The sequence below is a fragment of the Pseudomonas sp. B21-009 genome, assembly GCF_024749345.1.
In the GTDB taxonomy this organism is placed as follows: Bacteria; Pseudomonadota; Gammaproteobacteria; order Pseudomonadales; family Pseudomonadaceae; genus Aquipseudomonas.
The window spans coordinates 4,717,559-4,734,728 of record NZ_CP087199.1; the positions used below are offsets into that span (position 1 = coordinate 4,717,559).

At 63.6% G+C, this 17,170-nt stretch carries 13 protein-coding genes and 1 pseudogene; 9 read left to right on the plus strand and 5 right to left on the minus strand.

All coding sequences use genetic code 11. The features are described from left to right. Window positions 1-54: 54 nt before the first annotated feature. From LOY34_RS21735 to LOY34_RS21750, 4 genes are all read left to right on the plus strand, one after another. Complete coding sequence (locus LOY34_RS21735; protein ID WP_093379999.1) at window positions 55-594, plus strand: RNA polymerase sigma factor; 540 nt, start codon at window positions 55-57, stop codon at window positions 592-594. Then, window positions 591-1,544, plus strand: a complete 954-nt coding sequence (locus LOY34_RS21740; RefSeq protein ID WP_195884914.1) for a FecR domain-containing protein — start codon at window positions 591-593, stop codon at window positions 1,542-1,544. The genes LOY34_RS21735 and LOY34_RS21740 overlap by 4 nt, the downstream gene beginning before the upstream one ends. Before the next feature lie 114 nt (window positions 1,545-1,658). Next, window positions 1,659-4,214, plus strand: coding sequence for a TonB-dependent hemoglobin/transferrin/lactoferrin family receptor (locus LOY34_RS21745; protein ID WP_408980917.1), 2,556 nt, complete (start codon window positions 1,659-1,661; stop codon window positions 4,212-4,214). Window positions 4,215-4,309: 95 nt separating this feature from the next. After that, window positions 4,310-5,203: a DMT family transporter gene (locus LOY34_RS21750; protein ID WP_045197562.1), complete on the plus strand. Its 894-nt coding sequence runs from the start codon at window positions 4,310-4,312 to the stop codon at window positions 5,201-5,203. 24 nt (window positions 5,204-5,227) lie between these two features. Here the strand turns inward: LOY34_RS21750 and LOY34_RS21755 are convergent, their stop codons facing one another. The 4 genes from LOY34_RS21755 to LOY34_RS21770 all read right to left on the minus strand — a co-directional run bounded on the left by LOY34_RS21755 (window position 5,228) and on the right by LOY34_RS21770 (window position 8,538). Then, window positions 5,228-6,445: an SAM-dependent methyltransferase gene (locus LOY34_RS21755; protein WP_258664029.1), complete on the minus strand. Its 1,218-nt coding sequence runs from the start codon at window positions 6,443-6,445 to the stop codon at window positions 5,228-5,230. A 109-nt stretch (window positions 6,446-6,554) separates the two neighbouring features. After that, on the minus strand, window positions 6,555-7,172 hold the full coding sequence (locus LOY34_RS21760; protein ID WP_045197558.1) for a TPM domain-containing protein: 618 nt from the start codon (window positions 7,170-7,172) through the stop codon (window positions 6,555-6,557). Between the two features lie 26 nt (window positions 7,173-7,198). Further along, window positions 7,199-7,936 (minus strand): YgcG family protein, encoded by a 738-nt coding sequence (locus tag LOY34_RS21765; protein ID WP_093379987.1) that lies wholly within the window; start codon window positions 7,934-7,936, stop codon window positions 7,199-7,201. Continuing rightward, on the minus strand, window positions 7,936-8,538 hold the full coding sequence (locus tag LOY34_RS21770) for a LemA family protein (RefSeq protein WP_045197554.1): 603 nt from the start codon (window positions 8,536-8,538) through the stop codon (window positions 7,936-7,938). The genes LOY34_RS21765 and LOY34_RS21770 overlap by 1 nt, the downstream gene beginning before the upstream one ends. 182 nt (window positions 8,539-8,720) lie before the next feature. On the opposite strand from LOY34_RS21770, the gene bglX reads away from it, so the two are divergent. From bglX to LOY34_RS21790, 4 genes are all read left to right on the plus strand, one after another. Further along, a complete protein-coding gene (bglX, locus tag LOY34_RS21775; RefSeq protein ID WP_195884917.1) occupies window positions 8,721-11,012 on the plus strand; it encodes a beta-glucosidase BglX in 2,292 nt (763 codons plus the stop codon). Between the two features lie 60 nt (window positions 11,013-11,072). After that, window positions 11,073-12,830 carry an ATP-binding protein gene (locus tag LOY34_RS21780; RefSeq protein ID WP_093379981.1) on the plus strand — a complete coding sequence of 586 codons (1,758 nt, stop codon included), beginning with the start codon at window positions 11,073-11,075 and terminating at the stop codon, window positions 12,828-12,830. Continuing rightward, on the plus strand, window positions 12,824-14,158 hold the full coding sequence (locus LOY34_RS21785; RefSeq protein WP_195884918.1) for a sigma-54 dependent transcriptional regulator: 1,335 nt from the start codon (window positions 12,824-12,826) through the stop codon (window positions 14,156-14,158). The genes LOY34_RS21780 and LOY34_RS21785 overlap by 7 nt, the downstream gene beginning before the upstream one ends. Before the next feature lie 184 nt (window positions 14,159-14,342). Continuing rightward, the gene (locus LOY34_RS21790; RefSeq protein ID WP_045197546.1) at window positions 14,343-15,662 is read left to right on the plus strand and encodes an MFS transporter; all 1,320 of its coding nucleotides are present in this window, start codon (window positions 14,343-14,345) and stop codon (window positions 15,660-15,662) included. A 69-nt stretch (window positions 15,663-15,731) separates the two neighbouring features. On the opposite strand, the gene LOY34_RS21795 is transcribed toward LOY34_RS21790, so the two are convergent. Next, complete coding sequence (locus LOY34_RS21795; RefSeq protein ID WP_195884919.1) at window positions 15,732-16,487, minus strand: hypothetical protein; 756 nt, start codon at window positions 16,485-16,487, stop codon at window positions 15,732-15,734. Between the two features lie 322 nt (window positions 16,488-16,809). Between LOY34_RS21795 and LOY34_RS21800 the strand changes: the two are divergent. Next, window positions 16,810-17,055 (plus strand): annotated as a pseudogene (locus LOY34_RS21800) (hypothetical protein); the annotation flags it as partial. Window positions 17,056-17,170: the final 115 nt, after the last annotated feature.

Below are 17,170 nucleotides of genomic sequence, written 5' to 3' on the forward strand. Positions count from 1 at the left end.
TTATTCTCGATACCATTCGCAACCTTTCTCTCCGGTCCGTCCTGGAAAGCTTGCATGCCGCGCCCCAAACCCGACCCTTTTGCCCACGACACCTGCCGCGGGTTCTATGCCGACATCCTGCATTTTTTGCGCAAGCGCATGGACAATGCCAACGATGCGGCAGACATGACCCAGGACGTGTTCACCCAGTGGCTGGGCTATCGCGACCGGGCGCGGGTCGAGCAACCACGGGCGTTCCTGTTCCAGATGGCGCGCAACCTGCTCAGCGATCACTGGCGTCGGCAGAAGGTGCGCCACAGCGTGCTCGACGAGGATGCCCAGGCCAGCGAACAGACACCGGCCGGCACCGCCAGCGACCCGCTCAAGCATGCCCAGCAGCAACAACGCCTGGAACAATTGAAACTTGTCCTCGCGGAACTCTCGCCGCGCCGCCGCGAAGCCCTTATGCTGCACCGCTTTGAAGGTTTGACGCAGGCGCAGATCAGCACGCGCATGGGCATTTCCGTAAGCATGGTGGAAAAGCACATCGCCGCGGCCCTGCTGCATTGCAAGCATCGCCTGGACAGTGACAACGGCATGGAGCAGCCAGAATGACCCCCACTCCTGAAATCGATAAGCGCAGCATCGATGCCCAGGCGGCCAGCTGGTTTACCCGTAACCGCAACGACAACTCGCGCGCAGCCCGCAAGGCCTTCGCCCAGTGGCTGCAAAACCCCGAGCATGCCCGCGCCTATGCCCAGTTCGAACAGCTCTGGGACGACCTGGCTGCGCTCAAGAGCCTGAACAAACCGGTCGCCCTGCCCAGCCGCCAACCGTTGCGCTGGCGCCCGGCCCTGGCCATCGCCGCCGGGCTGGTGTGTGCGCTGCTGGCGGCCAACCTGGGCCTGCCGAACCGCCATCACCAGCAACAACTGGCCGCGCAGAGCGAACGCCCACAACACCTGGCCCTGCCCGATGGCAGCCAGCTGGACGTCAACGCCCGCACCCGGCTGAGCCTGAGTTTTGACAACGAACGCCGGCTGATTCGCCTCGACCAGGGCCAGCTGTACATCGAAGTGGCACCCGACAAGGAGCGGCCGCTGTTCGTCGATGCCGGCAACGCCCGGGTACGCGTGGTGGGTACCGGTTTCGACCTGCGCCGTGGCCAGCAGGAGCTGGTGCTCAGCGTCGCCCACGGCCAGGTAGCGCTGGAAACCCCCGGCGAGAATCGCCCGCCGCTGCTATTGAGCGCCGGCCAGCGAGCGGTTTATGACCTGGCCCGCGGCAGCCTCAACGTGCACAACCTGAGCGCTGCAGAAATCGCCGACTGGCGCAGCGGCCACGTGAGTTTTCGCAACCGCGAACTGGCCAGCCTGATCGACGAACTGTCGCTTTACCGTACGGCACCGGTGCTGCTCGCCGATCCCTCGTTGGGCCGCTACAAGGTCTCGGGCAATCTCGACGTCAACGACCCTGACGCCCTGCTCACTGCGCTGCCAGTGCTGCTGCCGATCAAGGCGGTGAACCTTGCCGACGGTCGGGTGCGGATCGAACGCAAACAGTAATTTGAGAATATTTTTCATTCGCATGTGAGGGTTTTCCGCAGCCCTGCGTCTTCCTCCCGTCTGCGTAATCACTGCAGGCCTTTTCTGGCCTTTGTTGCCGTATTGGGGGGTTTTATCTTGCGTGCGTTTGCTCCTTTCAAGCCGTTGTCTGTTCGTCCTTCGCTGCTGGCCGCGTGCCTGGCCCTGAGCCTGCAGGCCCAGGCCGCACCGGTGCAACTGAACCTGCCGGCGCAGCCGCTGGCGACGTCGCTGAGCCAGCTGGCGCAGCAGGCCAAGCTGCAACTGCTGTTTGACGAATCCTTGCTCAACAGCGTCCAGGCCCCGGCCTTGCAAGGTGCTTACGAACCGCTCGAAGCAATCAGCCAGTTGCTGCACAACAGCCGCTTTGCCCTGGTCAAGGTCGGCAACACCTATGTGGTGCGCCTGCGTGAAGACAACGATGCTACCGCCGACAACAGCATCCAGCTTGGCGCGGTGAGCGTGGTGGGTAACGGCCAGCAGGTCGACCCGAGCACCGTCGGCCGCTCGACCCTGACCCAGGAAGACATCGACCGCTATCAGCCGAGCAACATCCCCAGCGTGCTCGCGACCCTGCCCGGGGTGAACATGGGCGGTTCGGCCAAGCCCGGCGGCCAGACCATCAACATCTGGGGCCTGGGCGATGCCGAAGACGTGCCGATGACCGTCGACGGCGCGACCAAGAGCGGCTTTGAGCGCTATCAGCAAGGCACCATCTTCATCGAGCCGGAGCTGATCAAGAACATCGAAGTAGAAAAGGGCCCGCACTCGATCTACACCGGCAACGGCGGCTTCGGCGGCAGCGTCAACATGACCACCAAGGACGCCCCCGACCTGCTCCAGGAAGGTCGCAACAGCGGCGCCATGCTCAAGTATGGTTATGCCAGCAACGACCATCAGCAGGTCTACAGCTCGGCATTGTTCGGTCGCACCGACGATGGCCGCATGGACGCCCTGGTGTACCTGACCAAGCGTGACGGCGATGACATGAAACTGGCCGGTACCCTGCCCGACCCCGAGGGCCGCTACCCGATCAACCCCCAGCGCCTGCCCAACAGTGCCCTGGACCTGGACGGCGCGCTGCTCAAGGCCAACATGCACTTTACCGACGAGCACAGCCTGGGCTTCTCCTGGTCACGCTCGGAAAGTGAGCGCTGGGCGCCGTTCTCTTCCACCGCCTACCCGACGCCGCCGACCCAGTCGGACATCAAAAGGTTCGGCTACAAGGATGCCCTCAAGCGCTTCCTGGCCAATCGCACGACCACCGACACCACCTGGTCAACCACCTACAAGTACCAGCCGGTGAACAACCCGCTGATCGACCTGCAGGTCAAATACTCCGAGTCCGACACCAAGCAGACCGACGAGCGCGATGCCACGGCGTTCTTCCAGCCGTCCACCGGCGGGCGCAAGATGGACACCGAATACCAGGACCAGATGCTCGATGTGCGCAACACCAGCCTGTTTACCACCGGCCCGCTGGAGCACGCCTTCACCAGCGGCTTTCAGATCCGCCACCACGACCGTGACACACAGATGTGGATGCCCGGCAAAAGCTACGAGATTCCCAAGTACAACAACGGCCACTACCAGCCGTACTTCATGCCCAGCGGCACCGTCGACAGCCAGGGCTATTTCATCCAGGACGCCATCACCCTCGGTGACGTGACCATCACCCCGTCGCTGCGCTACGACCATGTTGCCAACAAGGGCAAGCCGAACCAGGCGCCGTACTACAACGTTGCCGAGAATGGCCACGACTACAGCGAAAAAACCTACACCGGTTGGTCGCCACGCCTGTCAGTGTTCTGGAAAGCCACCGCCAACACCGCCTTCTTTGCCGACTACAGCAAGACCTGGCGCGCTCCGGTGCTTGATGAGCAATACGAAGTCCAGGGCATCGGCAGCCGCACCGCCAGCAGCCGCAACCTCGACCCGGAACGCATCACCGCCCTGCGTGCCGGTAACGTCACCGACTTTGCCAACGTCTTCACCGCTGACGACAGCATGCAGATCCGCACCACGCTGTTTCGTAACGAGATCAAGGACGAGATCTTCAAGGCCACCGGCATCGGCTGCGAAGCACAGCTGGCCAAGGGCGAAAGCATCTCCGACGCCTGCGGTAAAGGCCTGATGTCCAACTACCGCAACCTCAAGGGTGTGACCATCAAGGGCTTCGAGGTCGAAAGCTTCTACGACTCGACCTACCTGTTCGGTTCGGTGTCCTACTCGTGGATGACCGGCCGCCATGAAGGCGCCTACACCAACCCTTGGGGGCCGGACGTCTGGGCCAAGGACATTCCGGCACCGAAATGGATCACCACCCTGGGTGTGAAGATCCCCAGCTGGGACGCCAAGGTCGGCTGGCAGGCGCAGTTCGTGCGCAAGACCGACCGCCTGCCGAGCGACAACTACCGCGAAGGCCCGGCCAGCGCCCTGGGTGATCGCTATTACGACCACTATGCCAACGACGACTATCAGATCCATGGCCTGTTCGCCAACTGGAAGCCGCAGCAGCCTTACCTGAAAGGCACCGAGGTGAACCTGACGGTGGACAACCTGTTCAACAAGGACTACCGCTCCGAGCTCAGTGGCGAGTACGCCTACAGCCAGGGCCGGAACGCCAAGGTCAGCATCACCCGCTTCTTCTGAGGCAACTGTACGGATGAACTTGTCAGCAACTGTAACAAGATCATCCGTCCGCCCTGTGGCTCAATGAAAGCACTTATCTGCCACAGGCGCTCCGTATGTCCAGCCGCGAAAACACCGGGATGGCCCTTGGCCTTCTCGGTGTGATTATTTTCAGCCTGACCCTGCCCATGACGCGCATCGTCGTGCAGGAGCTACACCCCTTGCTCAACGGCCTGGGGCGGGCCTTGCTGGCGGCGATCCCGGCTGCGGCGCTGCTGCTCTGGCGCCGGGAAAAATGGCCAACCTGGGCGCAGATCAAGGGCCTGAGCCTGGTGGCTCTGGGGGTGATCCTCGGCTTTCCGGTGTTCTCGGCCTGGGCCATGCAAAGCGTGCCGGCGTCCCACGGAGCACTGGTCAACGGCCTGCAGCCTTTATGCGTGGCGGTGTACGCCGCCTGGTTGTCCCATGAGCGGCCATCGAAAGCCTTCTGGGCCTGCGCCGCGCTGGGCAGTGCGCTGGTGCTGGCCTACGCGATGATCATGGGCGCCGGGCAGATCCAGGCCGGCGACCTGCTGATGCTCGCGGCGATTGCCGTGGGCGGCCTGGGGTATGCCGAAGGCGGCCGGCTGGCGCGGGAAATGGGCGGTTGGCAGGTGATCTGCTGGGCGCTGGTGCTGTCGGCGCCGCTGTTGCTCGGACCGGTGATCTACCTGGCCCTGCAGCACCAGGGGCCGGTAAGTGCCAAGGCCTGGTGGGCGTTCGGCTATGTGTCGCTGTTTTCGCAGTTCATCGGCTTCTTTGCCTGGTACGCCGGGCTGGCCTTGGGCGGCATTGCCCGGGTAAGCCAGATCCAGCTGCTGCAGATCTTCTTCACCATCGCCTTTTCGGCGCTGTTCTTTGGCGAGCAGGTCGAGCCGATTACCTGGCTGTTTGCCGCCGGGGTGATTGCCACGGTGGTGCTGGGGCGCAAGACCCGGGTGCAGCCTGCGCCTGTGCGGGGCCTGGGCTGACGCCTCGACTTGCCCCGCGATGATTCAAGCAGGAATCAAGCCATCGGCGCGCAACAAGGTCTCCAGGCAATGCTCCTTGACCCCGTAAAACTCCTTGAGCTGCTGGATCTTCTCCAACAATGCTGAAGCCTCAACCGGTGCCTGGCGCTTGACCGCCAGGATCATCTTGTTCTTGTTGGTGTGCTCCAGGGAAATGAACTCGAAAACCTTGGTTTCGTAACCGCAGGCTTCCAGGTACAAGGCGCGCAAGCTGTCGGTGAGCATCTCGGCCTGCTGGCCCAGGTGCAATCCGTACTGCAGCATCGGCTTGAGCAAGCCTGGGCTGTGCAGTTGCGGGCGGATCTGCTTGTGGCAGCACGGCGAGCACATGATGATCGCCGCGCCGCAACGAATGCCGGTATGAATCGCGTAATCGGTGGCGATATCGCAGGCATGCAAGGCGATCATCACCTCGATGGCGCTGGGTACCACGCTGCGCACGTCACCGCATTCGAACACCAGGCCCGGGTGCTCCAGGCGCGAGGCCGCGGCGTTGCACAGCTCGACCATGTCCGCGCGCAGTTCGACGCCGGTAACCTGCGCCTCGCGCTGCAGGGTATTGCGCAGGTAATCGTGGATGGCGAAAGTCAGGTAGCCCTTGCCCGAGCCGAAGTCGGCCACCCGCAGCGTCTGGTCGGCGGCCAGCGGCGCCGAATTCAGGGCATGGGAAAACACTTCGATGAACTTGTTGATCTGCTTCCACTTGCGCGACATCGCCGGGATCAGCGCCTGCTGCTTGTCGGTCACGCCCAGGTCGTGCAAGAACGGCCGGCTCAGCTCCAGGTAGCGCTTTTTCTCGCGGTCATGCTCCCCGGCCGTCGCCTGGCGCGCCTGCTGCACGGCGCTGCGATGGAGCATCGGCTTGCCCTTCTTGCTGAATTCCAGCTGCGCTTCGTCGCTGAGGCTGAGCAGATGGGCGTTGCGAAACGACGCCGGCAGCAGCTCATCGACCAGCGCCAGGGCTTCATCGTTGCCCAGGTTGCGGGTGATGTCGCGGGTCTTGTAGCGGTAGACGAACGACACGCAAGCCTGGCCCTTGACCGTCAGCGGCTTGGCGATGATGCGCTGCAGGGTTTCTTCGTTGCCGACATGGCGCGCCAGCACCAGCTTGATCAGGGCATTCTGTTCCAGGCTGGTGGCGAGCAGGCTCAGAAACTGCGCACGCGCATCCGGCGCGGCCTGGGCGGTGGGGGAATCGGACATCGGGAAAGGCTGCCTCGGGTTGCGGAGGGGGCGCAGGGATGCGCAGTGCCGGGAATTTTACGTGGATGCGCTTTCCCTGCACAGCTTTTGTCGACCGATGTCGCCGCGGCTAACCGAGCACCACCAGGCGGTTCGGCAGCTCGTTGCGCTCGTGAGTCTGCGGCACATGGGTGCGCAGCAGCTCGCCGCAGGCCTCGATGCAACTGACGAACCCCTGCAGTGTCTGGCCCTGGCGCACCTGTACGGTAAAGCGCTTGACGATCGCGTCCCAGACCTTGTTGTCCAGGTGCCGGGAGATGCCTTCATCGACGAGTATCTCGACATAGCGCTCGGCCTCGCTGACAAAGATCAGCATGCCGGTGCCACCCACGGTGTGGTGCAAGTTCTGCTCGAGAAACTGCCGGCGGGCCAGGTTCGCCGCGCGCCAGTGGCGCACCGAGCGCGGAATCAGGCGGGTGGTCAGCGACGGGATGCGAAACAGCAGGCACAAGGCAATAAAGGTCAGCCACTGCACGATCAGCAAACTGTGCACGCTCATCCAGCCGCTGAGGTAATGGACGACGCCCGGCACCACCAGAGCCAGCAGGCTGGCCCACAGCAAGGGGATATAGGCATAGTCGTCGGCGCGGCTGGCCAGCACCGTGACCAGTTCGGCATCAGTATGCCGCTCGACCCGGGCAATGGCTTCAGCGACCTGGCGCTGTTGTTGTTCAGTGAGCAAAGTCATGCGCTGCGCTACCCGTTGTTGTTCATTTACCAGCCCCCCGACGACCCACCGCCGCCGAAGCTGCCCCCGCCACCGCTGAAGCCCCCGCCGCCACCGCCGCCGCCAAAACCACCGCCGCCGTAGCCACCGCCGAAACCGCCACCCATGCCGCCGCGCCCGCTGCCGCCAAGGCCCAGCGACTGCAGGGCGAACACCACCAGGATCAGCAGGATGAACAAACCGATGCCCCAGGCCGGCGCACCGTCCTGGCCATCGTTGCCCAGCGCCCGCGAAGGCTCGGCCAAGGGGTTGCCGCCCAGCACCTGGAGTATCGCCGCCGTGCCCTGGACGATGCCCTGACTGTACTCGCCACGACGAAACGCCGGGGTGATGATGCGGTTGATGATCACCGACGACTGCGCATCGGTCAGGCGCTCTTCCAGGCCATAGCCGACTTCGATGCGCAGCTTGCGCTCCTGGGGGGCGACGATCAACAGCGCGCCGTTGTCCTTGCCTTTCTGGCCAATGCCCCAGTGACGGCCGAGCTGGTAGCCGTAGTCTTCGATGCTCTGCCCCTGCAGGTCGGCCAGGGTCACCACCACGACCTGTTCGCCGGTGCCCTGCTCATGGGCCTTGAGCATGTTGTCGAGCTGGCTGCGGCTGGCACCGTCGAGCAGGCCGGCGTTGTCCACCACCCGCCCGCTCAGCGCCGGGAAGCTGAGCTCGGCGCGCAGCGGCGTGGCGATCAGCAGCGCCAGCAGCAGCGCGAGCTTGAACAGGCGCATCAGAATTTCACTTCAGGCGCTTTTTCGGCATCGGCGCTGGTGGCCTCGAAGTTCTCGCGGATCGGCAGGTCGCTGTACATTACGCTGTGCCAGAGGCGCCCGGGAAAGGTGCGAATCTCGGTGTTGTAGCGCTGCACGGCGGCGATGAAATCCTTGCGCGCCACGGCGATGCGGTTCTCGGTGCCTTCCAGTTGCGACTGCAAGGCCAGGAAGTTCTGGTTCGACTTGAGGTCCGGGTAACGCTCGGACACCACCATCAAGCGGCTCAAAGCCCCGGTCAGCTGCGACTGCGCCTGCTGAAATTGTTGCAACTTTTGTGGATCGTCCAGCGTACTGGCATCGACCTGGATCGAGGTCGCCTTGGCCCGGGCTTCTATGACCGCGGTCAGGGTTTCCTGCTCCTGCCTGGCGTAGCCTTTGACCGTTTCGACCAGGTTGGGAATCAGGTCGGCGCGGCGCTGGTACTGGTTCTGCACCTGAGCCCAGGCGGCCTTTACCTGCTCGTCGTAGTTGGGGATGTTGTTGATCCCGCAACCGGCCAGCAGGCTGCCAAGCATCAGCAGCAGCCACAGGCGTACGCCCTTGAATTGAATTACCTGCATGTCGCTACGCTCCTTGATCGCCGTGATTCACCGGACTTGAGGCATAATCCGTCGTCGCCGCTGGATCGGGATCGCCCAATCGGCTAAAAGATGCCCCAGCAAACTACAACAATAGCCGCTTCCCCAACTTCGGCTGGGCAGTATCACCGTGAATACTGCCGCAAGCCTTGAGAACAGAATTCATGAACAAGCTGTGTTTGCTGGGTCTGGTTGTCAGCCTGGCCAGTCAATCGGCCTTTGCCGACACCTCTGCCGCCCCGCTGCAGGACAAGCAGGCGTTCATCGCCAACCTGATCAAGCAGATGACCCTGGATGAAAAGATCGGCCAGTTGCGCCTGATCAGCATCGGCCCGGAAATGCCCCGCGAGATGATCCGCAAGGAAATCGCCGCCGGCCGCATCGGCGGCACCTTCAACTCGATCACCCGCGCAGAAAACCGGCCGATGCAGGACGCCGCCGCCAAGAGCCGGCTGAAAATCCCGATGTTCTTCGCCTACGACGTGATCCACGGCCACCGCACGATCTTCCCGATCAGCCTGGGCCTGGCCGCCAGCTGGGACATGGAAGCGATCGCCAAGGTTGGCCGGGTGTCCGCCGCCGAGGCCGCCTCCGACGGCATCGACATGACCTTCGCACCGATGGTCGATATCGCCCGCGACCCGCGCTGGGGTCGCACCAGCGAAGGCTTTGGCGAAGACACCTACCTGGTCTCGCGCATCTCCAAGGTGATGGTCGAATCCTTCCAGGGCCCGAGCCCGGCGGCGGCAACCAGCCTGATGGCCGCGGTCAAGCACTTCGCCCTGTACGGCGCGGTGGAAGGCGGGCGCGACTACAACACGGTCGACATGAGCCCGAGCAAGATGTTCAACGACTACCTGCCACCCTACCGCGCCGCCATCGATGCCGGCGCCGGCGGGGTCATGGTGGCGCTGAACTCGATCAACGGCGTGCCGGCGACCTCCAACACCTGGTTGATGAACGACCTGCTGCGCAAGGACTGGGGCTTCAAGGGCGTGACCGTCAGCGACCACGGGGCGATCACCGAGCTGGTGCGTCACGGTGTAGCCCGCGATGGCCGCGAAGCCGCCAAGCTGGCGATCAAGGCCGGCATCGACCTGAGCATGAACGACTCGCTGTACGGCGAAGAGCTGGCCAGCCTGCTCAAGGCCGGTGAAATCCAGCAGGCCGATATCGACAACGCCGTGCGCGAAGTGCTCGGCGCCAAGTACGACATGGGCCTGTTCGAAGACCCCTACCGGCGCATCGGCAAGGCCAGCGACGACCCGGCCGACACCTATGCCGACAGCCGCCTGCACCGCGCCGAGGCCCGTGACGTTGCGCGCCGCAGCCTGGTCTTGCTGGAAAACCGCCAGCAGACCCTGCCGCTGGCAAAAGCCGGCACCATCGCCCTGGTCGGCCCGCTGGCCGATGCCCCGATCGACATGATGGGCAGCTGGGCCGCCGCCGGCCGCCCGCAGCAATCGATCACTGTGCGCGAAGGCATGCGCCAGGCGCTCGGTGACAAGGCCAAGGTGATCTACGCCAAAGGCTCCAACGTCACCCACGACAAGGCCATCCTCGACTACCTGAACTTCCTCAACTTCGATGCCCCGGAAATCATCGACGATCCGCGCCCTGCCGCGGTGCTGATCGATGAAGCGGTCAAGGCTGCCAGGCAGTCCGACGTGGTGGTGGCGGTGGTGGGCGAGTCCCGTGGCATGTCCCACGAATCGTCCAGCCGCACCACCCTGGAAATCCCCGCCGCCCAGCGCGAGCTGATCAAGGCCCTGAAAGCCACCGGCAAACCGCTGGTGCTGGTGCTGATGAACGGTCGGCCGCTGTCGCTGGCCTGGGAACGCGAGCAGGCCGATGCGATTCTGGAAACCTGGTTCAGCGGCACCGAAGGCGGCAACGCCATTGCCGACGTGCTGTTCGGCGACTACAACCCGTCGGGCAAGCTGGCGATCACCTTCCCGCGCTCGGTCGGGCAGATCCCGATGTACTACAACCACCTGAGCATCGGCCGCCCGTTCACCCCAGGCAAGCCAGGCAACTACACCTCGCAGTACTTCGAAGAGCCAAACGGCCCGCTGTACCCCTTCGGCTACGGCCTGAGCTACAGCGACTTCAGCCTGGCGAACCTGAAGCTTTCGAGCAAGACGGTCAAACAGGGCCAGGACCTGGAAGCCAGCATCGTGGTCAAGAACACCGGCAAGCGTGATGGCGAAACCGTGGTGCAGCTGTACCTGCAGGACGTCACCGCGTCCATGAGCCGCCCGGTCAAGGAGCTGAAGAACTTCCAGAAAGTCATGCTCAAGGCTGGCGAAGAACGCACCCTGCGCTTCACCATCAACGCCGACGACCTGAAGTTCTACAACGGCCAGCTGCAATGGGCGGCGGAACCGGGCGAGTTCCGGGTCCAGGTCGGCCTCGATTCGCAGGCCGTGCAACAACAGAGCTTCGAGCTGCTGTAACAACGTTGCCATGCTCCAAGGGAAGGCCAGGAGGCCTTCCCCACTGCCGGGACTTGCACCATGCCTTCTTCCTTTCGCGCCCTGCGTCTGGGCCTGATTCTGTTCTTCATCCTTGCCGGTACCCTGCTGACCGCAGGCTGGGCCATGCACCATGCCAAGCGCCAGTCGATGGTCGAGGATGCCCGCCGGGCCAATGAGCAACTGGGGCTGTATGCCACGTCGCTGCACACCCTGATCGAGCGCTACCGCGCCTTGCCCGCCGTGCTGGCACTCGACCCGGAACTGATCAGCGCCTTGCGCGGGCCAGTCGCAGGCCCGGTGCAGGACGCCCTGAACCGCAAACTGGAACGCATCAACGGCGCGGCCAATTCCTCGACCCTGGAGCTGCTCGACCGCACCGGCCTGGCCGTGGCCGCCAGCAACTGGCGCCTGCCCAGCACCTATGTCGGCTCCAACTATGGCTTTCGCCCGTACTTCAAGCAGACCCGCAGCCAGGGTAGCGGCCGCTTCTATGCGGTGGGCGTGACCAGCGGCGTGCCGGGGTATTTCTTGTCCAGTGCCGTGCATGATGAAAACAGCCGCTTTCTCGGCGCCATGGTGGTCAAGCTGGAGTTCCCCGAGCTTGAGCGCGAATGGCGCCAGGGCAGCGATATCCTCTTGGTCAGCGACGCCCGCGGGATCATCTTCATCGCCAACCAGGACGGCTGGCGCTACCGCGAACTGCAACCGTTGAGCAGCGCCGACCGCGCGGAACTGGCCGCTACCCGCCAGTACGACAAGCAACCGCTGGTGCCATTGCAGCACCATATCCTCAGCAGCTTCGACGCCAACAGCCACCTGATGCGCGTGCAGGGCCCCGAGGGCAGCACCGATTACCTGTGGGAAAGCCTGCCGCTGGAGGCCGAAGGCTGGACCCTGCACCTGCTGCGCAAGCCGCAGGTCAGCGATGACGGGCGCAACGCCGCGCTGGCCGCCGCTGCCGTGTGGCTAAGCCTGGTGTTCGCCCTGTTGTTCATCAGCCAGCGCCTGCGCCTGGCGCGCTTGCGCCAACGCAGCCGCGAAGAGCTCGAACGCCTGGTCGAGGCCCGCACCCGCGACCTGCGCACCGCCCAGGAAGGCCTGGTGCAATCGGCCAAACTGGCGGCGCTGGGGCAGATGTCGGCGGCCCTGGCCCACGAAATCAACCAACCCTTGACCACCCAGCGCATGCAACTGGCAACCCTGCGCCTGCTGCTCGACAACCAGCGCCTGGACGAAGCGCGCCAGGCCCTGGAGCCGCTGGAGCAGATGCTGACGCGCATGGCGGCGCTCACCGGGCACCTGAAGACCTTCGCCCGCAACAGCCCCAGCGGCCTGCGCGAACGCCTGGACCTGGCCACCGTGGTCGACCAGGCACTGCAGTTGCTCGATGCGCGGATCCGCGCCGAAGACGTCAGCGTCGCCCTGTACCTGGCCCGCCCGGCCTGGGTGCGCGGCGATGCGATCCGCCTTGAGCAGGTGCTGATCAACCTGCTGCGCAACGCCCTGGATGCCATGGCCGAAAAGAGCTACAAACGCCTTGAGGTGCGCATCGATGCCGAGCAGGAGCACTGGCGCCTGAGCGTACTCGACAGCGGCGGCGGTATCCCCGCCGAACACCTGGGCAGTGTCTTCGACCCGTTCTTCACCACCAAGCCGGTGGGCGAAGGATTGGGCCTGGGCCTGGCGATTTCCTATGGCATCATTCACGAAGCCGGTGGCCGCCTGCAGGTTGAAAACCAGCCCGGCGGCGCCCGTTTCAGCCTGACCCTGCCTATGGACCCGGAACCTGCATGTTGAACTCAGTAATGGTCGTCGATGATGAAGCCAGCATCCGCACCGCCGTAGAGCAGTGGCTGAGCCTGTCGGGCTTCAACGTGCAACTGTTCAGCCGCGCCGAAGACTGCCTCAAGCAGTTGCCCGGGCACTTCCCCGGGGTGGTCCTCAGTGACGTGCGCATGCCCGGCATGGACGGCCTGCAGTTGCTTGGAAAGCTGCAGGCCAGCGATGCCGACCTGCCGGTGATCCTGCTCACCGGGCACGGCGATGTGCCGATGGCGGTCGAGGCCATGCGCAACGGCGCCTACGACTTTCTGGAAAAACCCTTCAGCCCCGAAGCCCTGCTCGGCAGCCTGCGCCGCGCCCTGGAAAAACGCCAGCTGGTGCTGGAGAACCGCCGCCTGCATGAGCAGGCCGATTTCAAGGTGCGCCTGGAGGCGAACCTGCTGGGTGTGTCCCAGGGCATGCAGCAGTTGCGCAAGCAGGTGCTGGACCTCGCCAGCCTGCCGGTCAATGTGCTGATTCGCGGCGAAACCGGCAGCGGCAAGGAGCAGGTCGCACGCTGCCTGCACGACTTCGGCCCGCGCGCCGGCAAGCCTTTCGTTGCCCTCAACTGCGCGGCAATCCCCGAGCAACTGTTCGAGGCCGAGCTGTTCGGCCATGAAAGCGGCGCCTTCACCGGCGCCCAGGGCAAGCGCATCGGCAAGCTTGAATACGCCAACGGCGGCACGGTGTTCCTCGACGAAATCGAAAGCATGCCGCTGGCCCAGCAGGCCAAGCTGCTGCGCGTGCTGCAGGAGCAGAAGCTCGAACGCCTGGGCGCCAACCAGAGCATCAGCGTCGACCTGCGGATCATCGCCGCAACCAAGCCCGACCTGCTCGAAGAGGCCCGCGCCGGACGCTTTCGCGAAGACCTCGCTTACCGCCTGAACGTCGCCGAATTGCGCCTGGCGCCGTTGCGCGAGCGCCGTGAAGACATTCCGCTGCTGTTCAACCACTTCGCCCGCCTGGCCGCCGAGCGCGTTGGCCGCAGTGCGCCGCTACTCAGTGGCGCGCACCTGGGCAAGCTGCTGGGGCACGACTGGCCGGGCAACGTCCGTGAACTGGCCAACGCCGCCGAACGCCATGCCCTGGGCCTGGGCGAGCCGGCAGCGGCGCCCATCGAAGCCGGGCAGTCGCTGGCCGCCCAGCAGGAGGCCTTCGAGGCCCAGTGCCTGCGCGCCGCCTTGAGCCGGCACAAGGGCGAGATCAAGGCGGTCATGGAAGAGCTGCAACTGCCGCGGCGCACCCTCAACGAGAAGATGCAACGCCACGGCCTGTTGCGTGAAGATTTTCTCGGCCCTGCTTGATCGAAACGCCGATCAACATAAGCGGATTTTCGCCGACCCACCCGTTTGAATAGGCGGATTTCCGCTCACCACATCCATACAACCCTTCTAGACCGGGCTTCCAGCACCTGGCACAGCTTCTGCTATAGCCCTGGCAGGCTGCGTTTCGGCGCGCTCCACAAAAACAACTATGAAGGTCCCTTCGATGGATAACTCCACCACCCTGCCCGCCGGGGCGGCCGTTGCGCCCGCCGCGGAAAAAACCACCCGAAGCCGACTCAAGTCGATTTTCAGCGGTTCGATCGGCAACATGGTCGAATGGTACGACTGGTACGTTTACGCCGCGTTTTCCCTGTACTTCGCCAAAGCCTTCTTCCCTGCTGGCGACACCACTGCCCAGTTGCTCAACACCGCTGCGATCTTCGCCGTGGGCTTTTTGATGCGCCCGATCGGCGGCTGGCTGATGGGTATCTACGCCGACCGCAAGGGCCGCAAGGCCGCACTGATGGCCTCGGTACTGCTGATGTGCGCAGGCTCGCTGGTCATTGCCCTGACCCCGGGTTATGAAACCATCGGCGTCGCCGCACCGGTATTGCTGGTCATCGCCCGCCTGATGCAAGGCCTGTCGGTAGGCGGTGAGTACGGCACCTCCGCCACCTACCTCAGCGAGATGGCCACCAAGGAACGCCGTGGCTTCTTCTCCAGCTTCCAGTACGTGACGCTGATTTCCGGCCAGCTCATCGCCCTGGCGGTGCTGATCATCCTGCAGCAGACCCTGACCACCGAGCAGCTGTATGCCTGGGGCTGGCGCGTACCCTTCGTGATCGGCGCACTGTGCGCGGTGGTTGCCCTGTACCTGCGTCGCGGCATGGAAGAAACCGCCTCCTTCACCAAGAAGGAAAAGTCCAAGGAAAGCCTGATGCGCACCCTGATGCGCCATCCGAAAGAGCTGGCTACCGTGGTCGGCCTAACCATGGGCGGCACCCTGGCCTTCTACACCTACACCACCTACATGCAGAAGTACCTGGTGAACACGGTGGGCATGAGCATCTCCGACTCGACCACCATTTCGGCGGCCACCCTGTTCCTGTTCATGTGCCTGCAGCCGGTCATCGGCAGCCTCTCCGACAAGATCGGCCGACGCCCGATCCTGATCGCCTTCGGCGTGCTCGGCACCCTGTGCACGGTCCCGATCCTGACCACCCTGCACACTATCGAAACCTGGTGGGGCGCGTTCTTCCTGATCATGGCGGCGCTGATCATCGTCAGCGGCTACACCTCGATCAACGCCGTGGTCAAAGCCGAGCTGTTCCCGACCGAAATCCGCGCCCTGGGCGTTGGCCTGCCGTACGCCCTGACCGTGTCGATCTTCGGCGGTACCGCTGAATACGTCGCGCTGTGGTTCAAGAGCATCGGCATGGAGACCGGCTACTACTGGTATGTGACTGCCTGTATCGCCTGCTCGTTGCTGGTGTATGTGTTCATGAAGGACACCCGCAAGCATTCGCGGATCACCACTGACTGACAGCCAACTTTGCGCTGTAAATGAAAAGGGGCGTCCAGCAATGGACGCCCCTTTTTTGCATGACCCGGTTCAGGACAACTCGGCCAGTGCCTGGCGCTGATTGCGATTGTTGTAGTAATAGGCCAGGCCGATCATCGCCAGCAAGATACCGCCCAATACCGCCGATGAGCCTACCGTGCCGAAGTCCAGGCCGCCCTTTTCATGGGGTTTGGTGAGGAAGTCGCCCAGGGTCGCACCAAAGGGCCGGGTCAGCACGAAGGCGATCCAGAACAACACCACGCCGGACAGCCGGGTCCAGTACCGGGCCACTACCACCAGGGCAATGGCACTGCCGATCAGCAAGGCGCCACCGGCAAAGCCCAGGCCCGAATCGTCTGCCAGGTAGTCGCCCAGCGCCGTGCCCAGGGTGTTGGAGAACAGGATCGCCACCCAGTAAAACAGCTCGCCCTTGCGCGTCTTGATGTGATTGACGTTAAGCGGATTGCCGCTAAGGCGCCAGAGGGCAAAGGTCAGCAACAGAATGCCGATCAGGATCGCCGAGCCGGTGGCGTAGCCCAGACCCAGCGTGCGGTCCATGAAGTCGGACATGGTCGTGCCGGCGGTGCTGGTGGAAAGGATTACCAGCCAGTACAGCACTGGGTGGTAGGCCCTGGAAAACAGTTGGGTGACCAGGGTGGCGAGAAACACGCTGATCAGGATCAGCGAGCTCATGGCGTAGCCCACGTTCAATGTCATTGAAAGCAGGTCGCCGGCGGTCTCGCCGAGGGTGGTGGCGCAGATCTTCATGACCCAGAAGGCCAAGGTGATCTGGGGGAGTTTATTCATCGGGTAGCGCTCCAGTGTCAGGTGCGGCAGAGACTGCGCAAGCGCCGATGAAAAATCGGTAGTGGGCTGATGAAAAAAGTGTTTTGGCCGGTTTAACGACTGATTAATCCTGGGGGGGCATTGTTCACCCATGGGAGATCGGGTTGCCTGCATCGCGGGTCAAGCCCGCTCCCACAGGTGCGCGATAAAGGCGGGACTGTCGCCAAACACATCTAGTTATTCGATTTTTATACGCTATTTTTTGCGCTTTTTAATCAATTTAATTGGCGTAGCATTAAACCCATAGAAACAAACAACCCCTCACCACCTCGGAGCAACGACCATGAAAAGCAAACTGATCCTGACCCTGGCCTTCTCGGTACTGGCTGCCAACGCATTCGCCGAAGACGGCTTCGACCGCACCAACGGCCACAACTTCAGCGCCGTGCAAAGCCAGTCGGCCACTTATGCAGAAGATGGTTTCGATCGCACCGGCGCGGCCAAATTTGCCGAGGACGGCTTCGATCGCACTGGCGGCGCCAAATTCGCTGAAGACGGTTTCGATCGCACCCAGGCCCACCGCATCAGCTAACCCCTGCTGCGACGCAGTCAGCCCGGCTTCGGCCGGGCTTAGTCATTTTCAGCAAGGCCAAGCCTTGGCACACTAGAGGCTTACTCACAGGGAAGGCCTTCGGGCCAGCGCA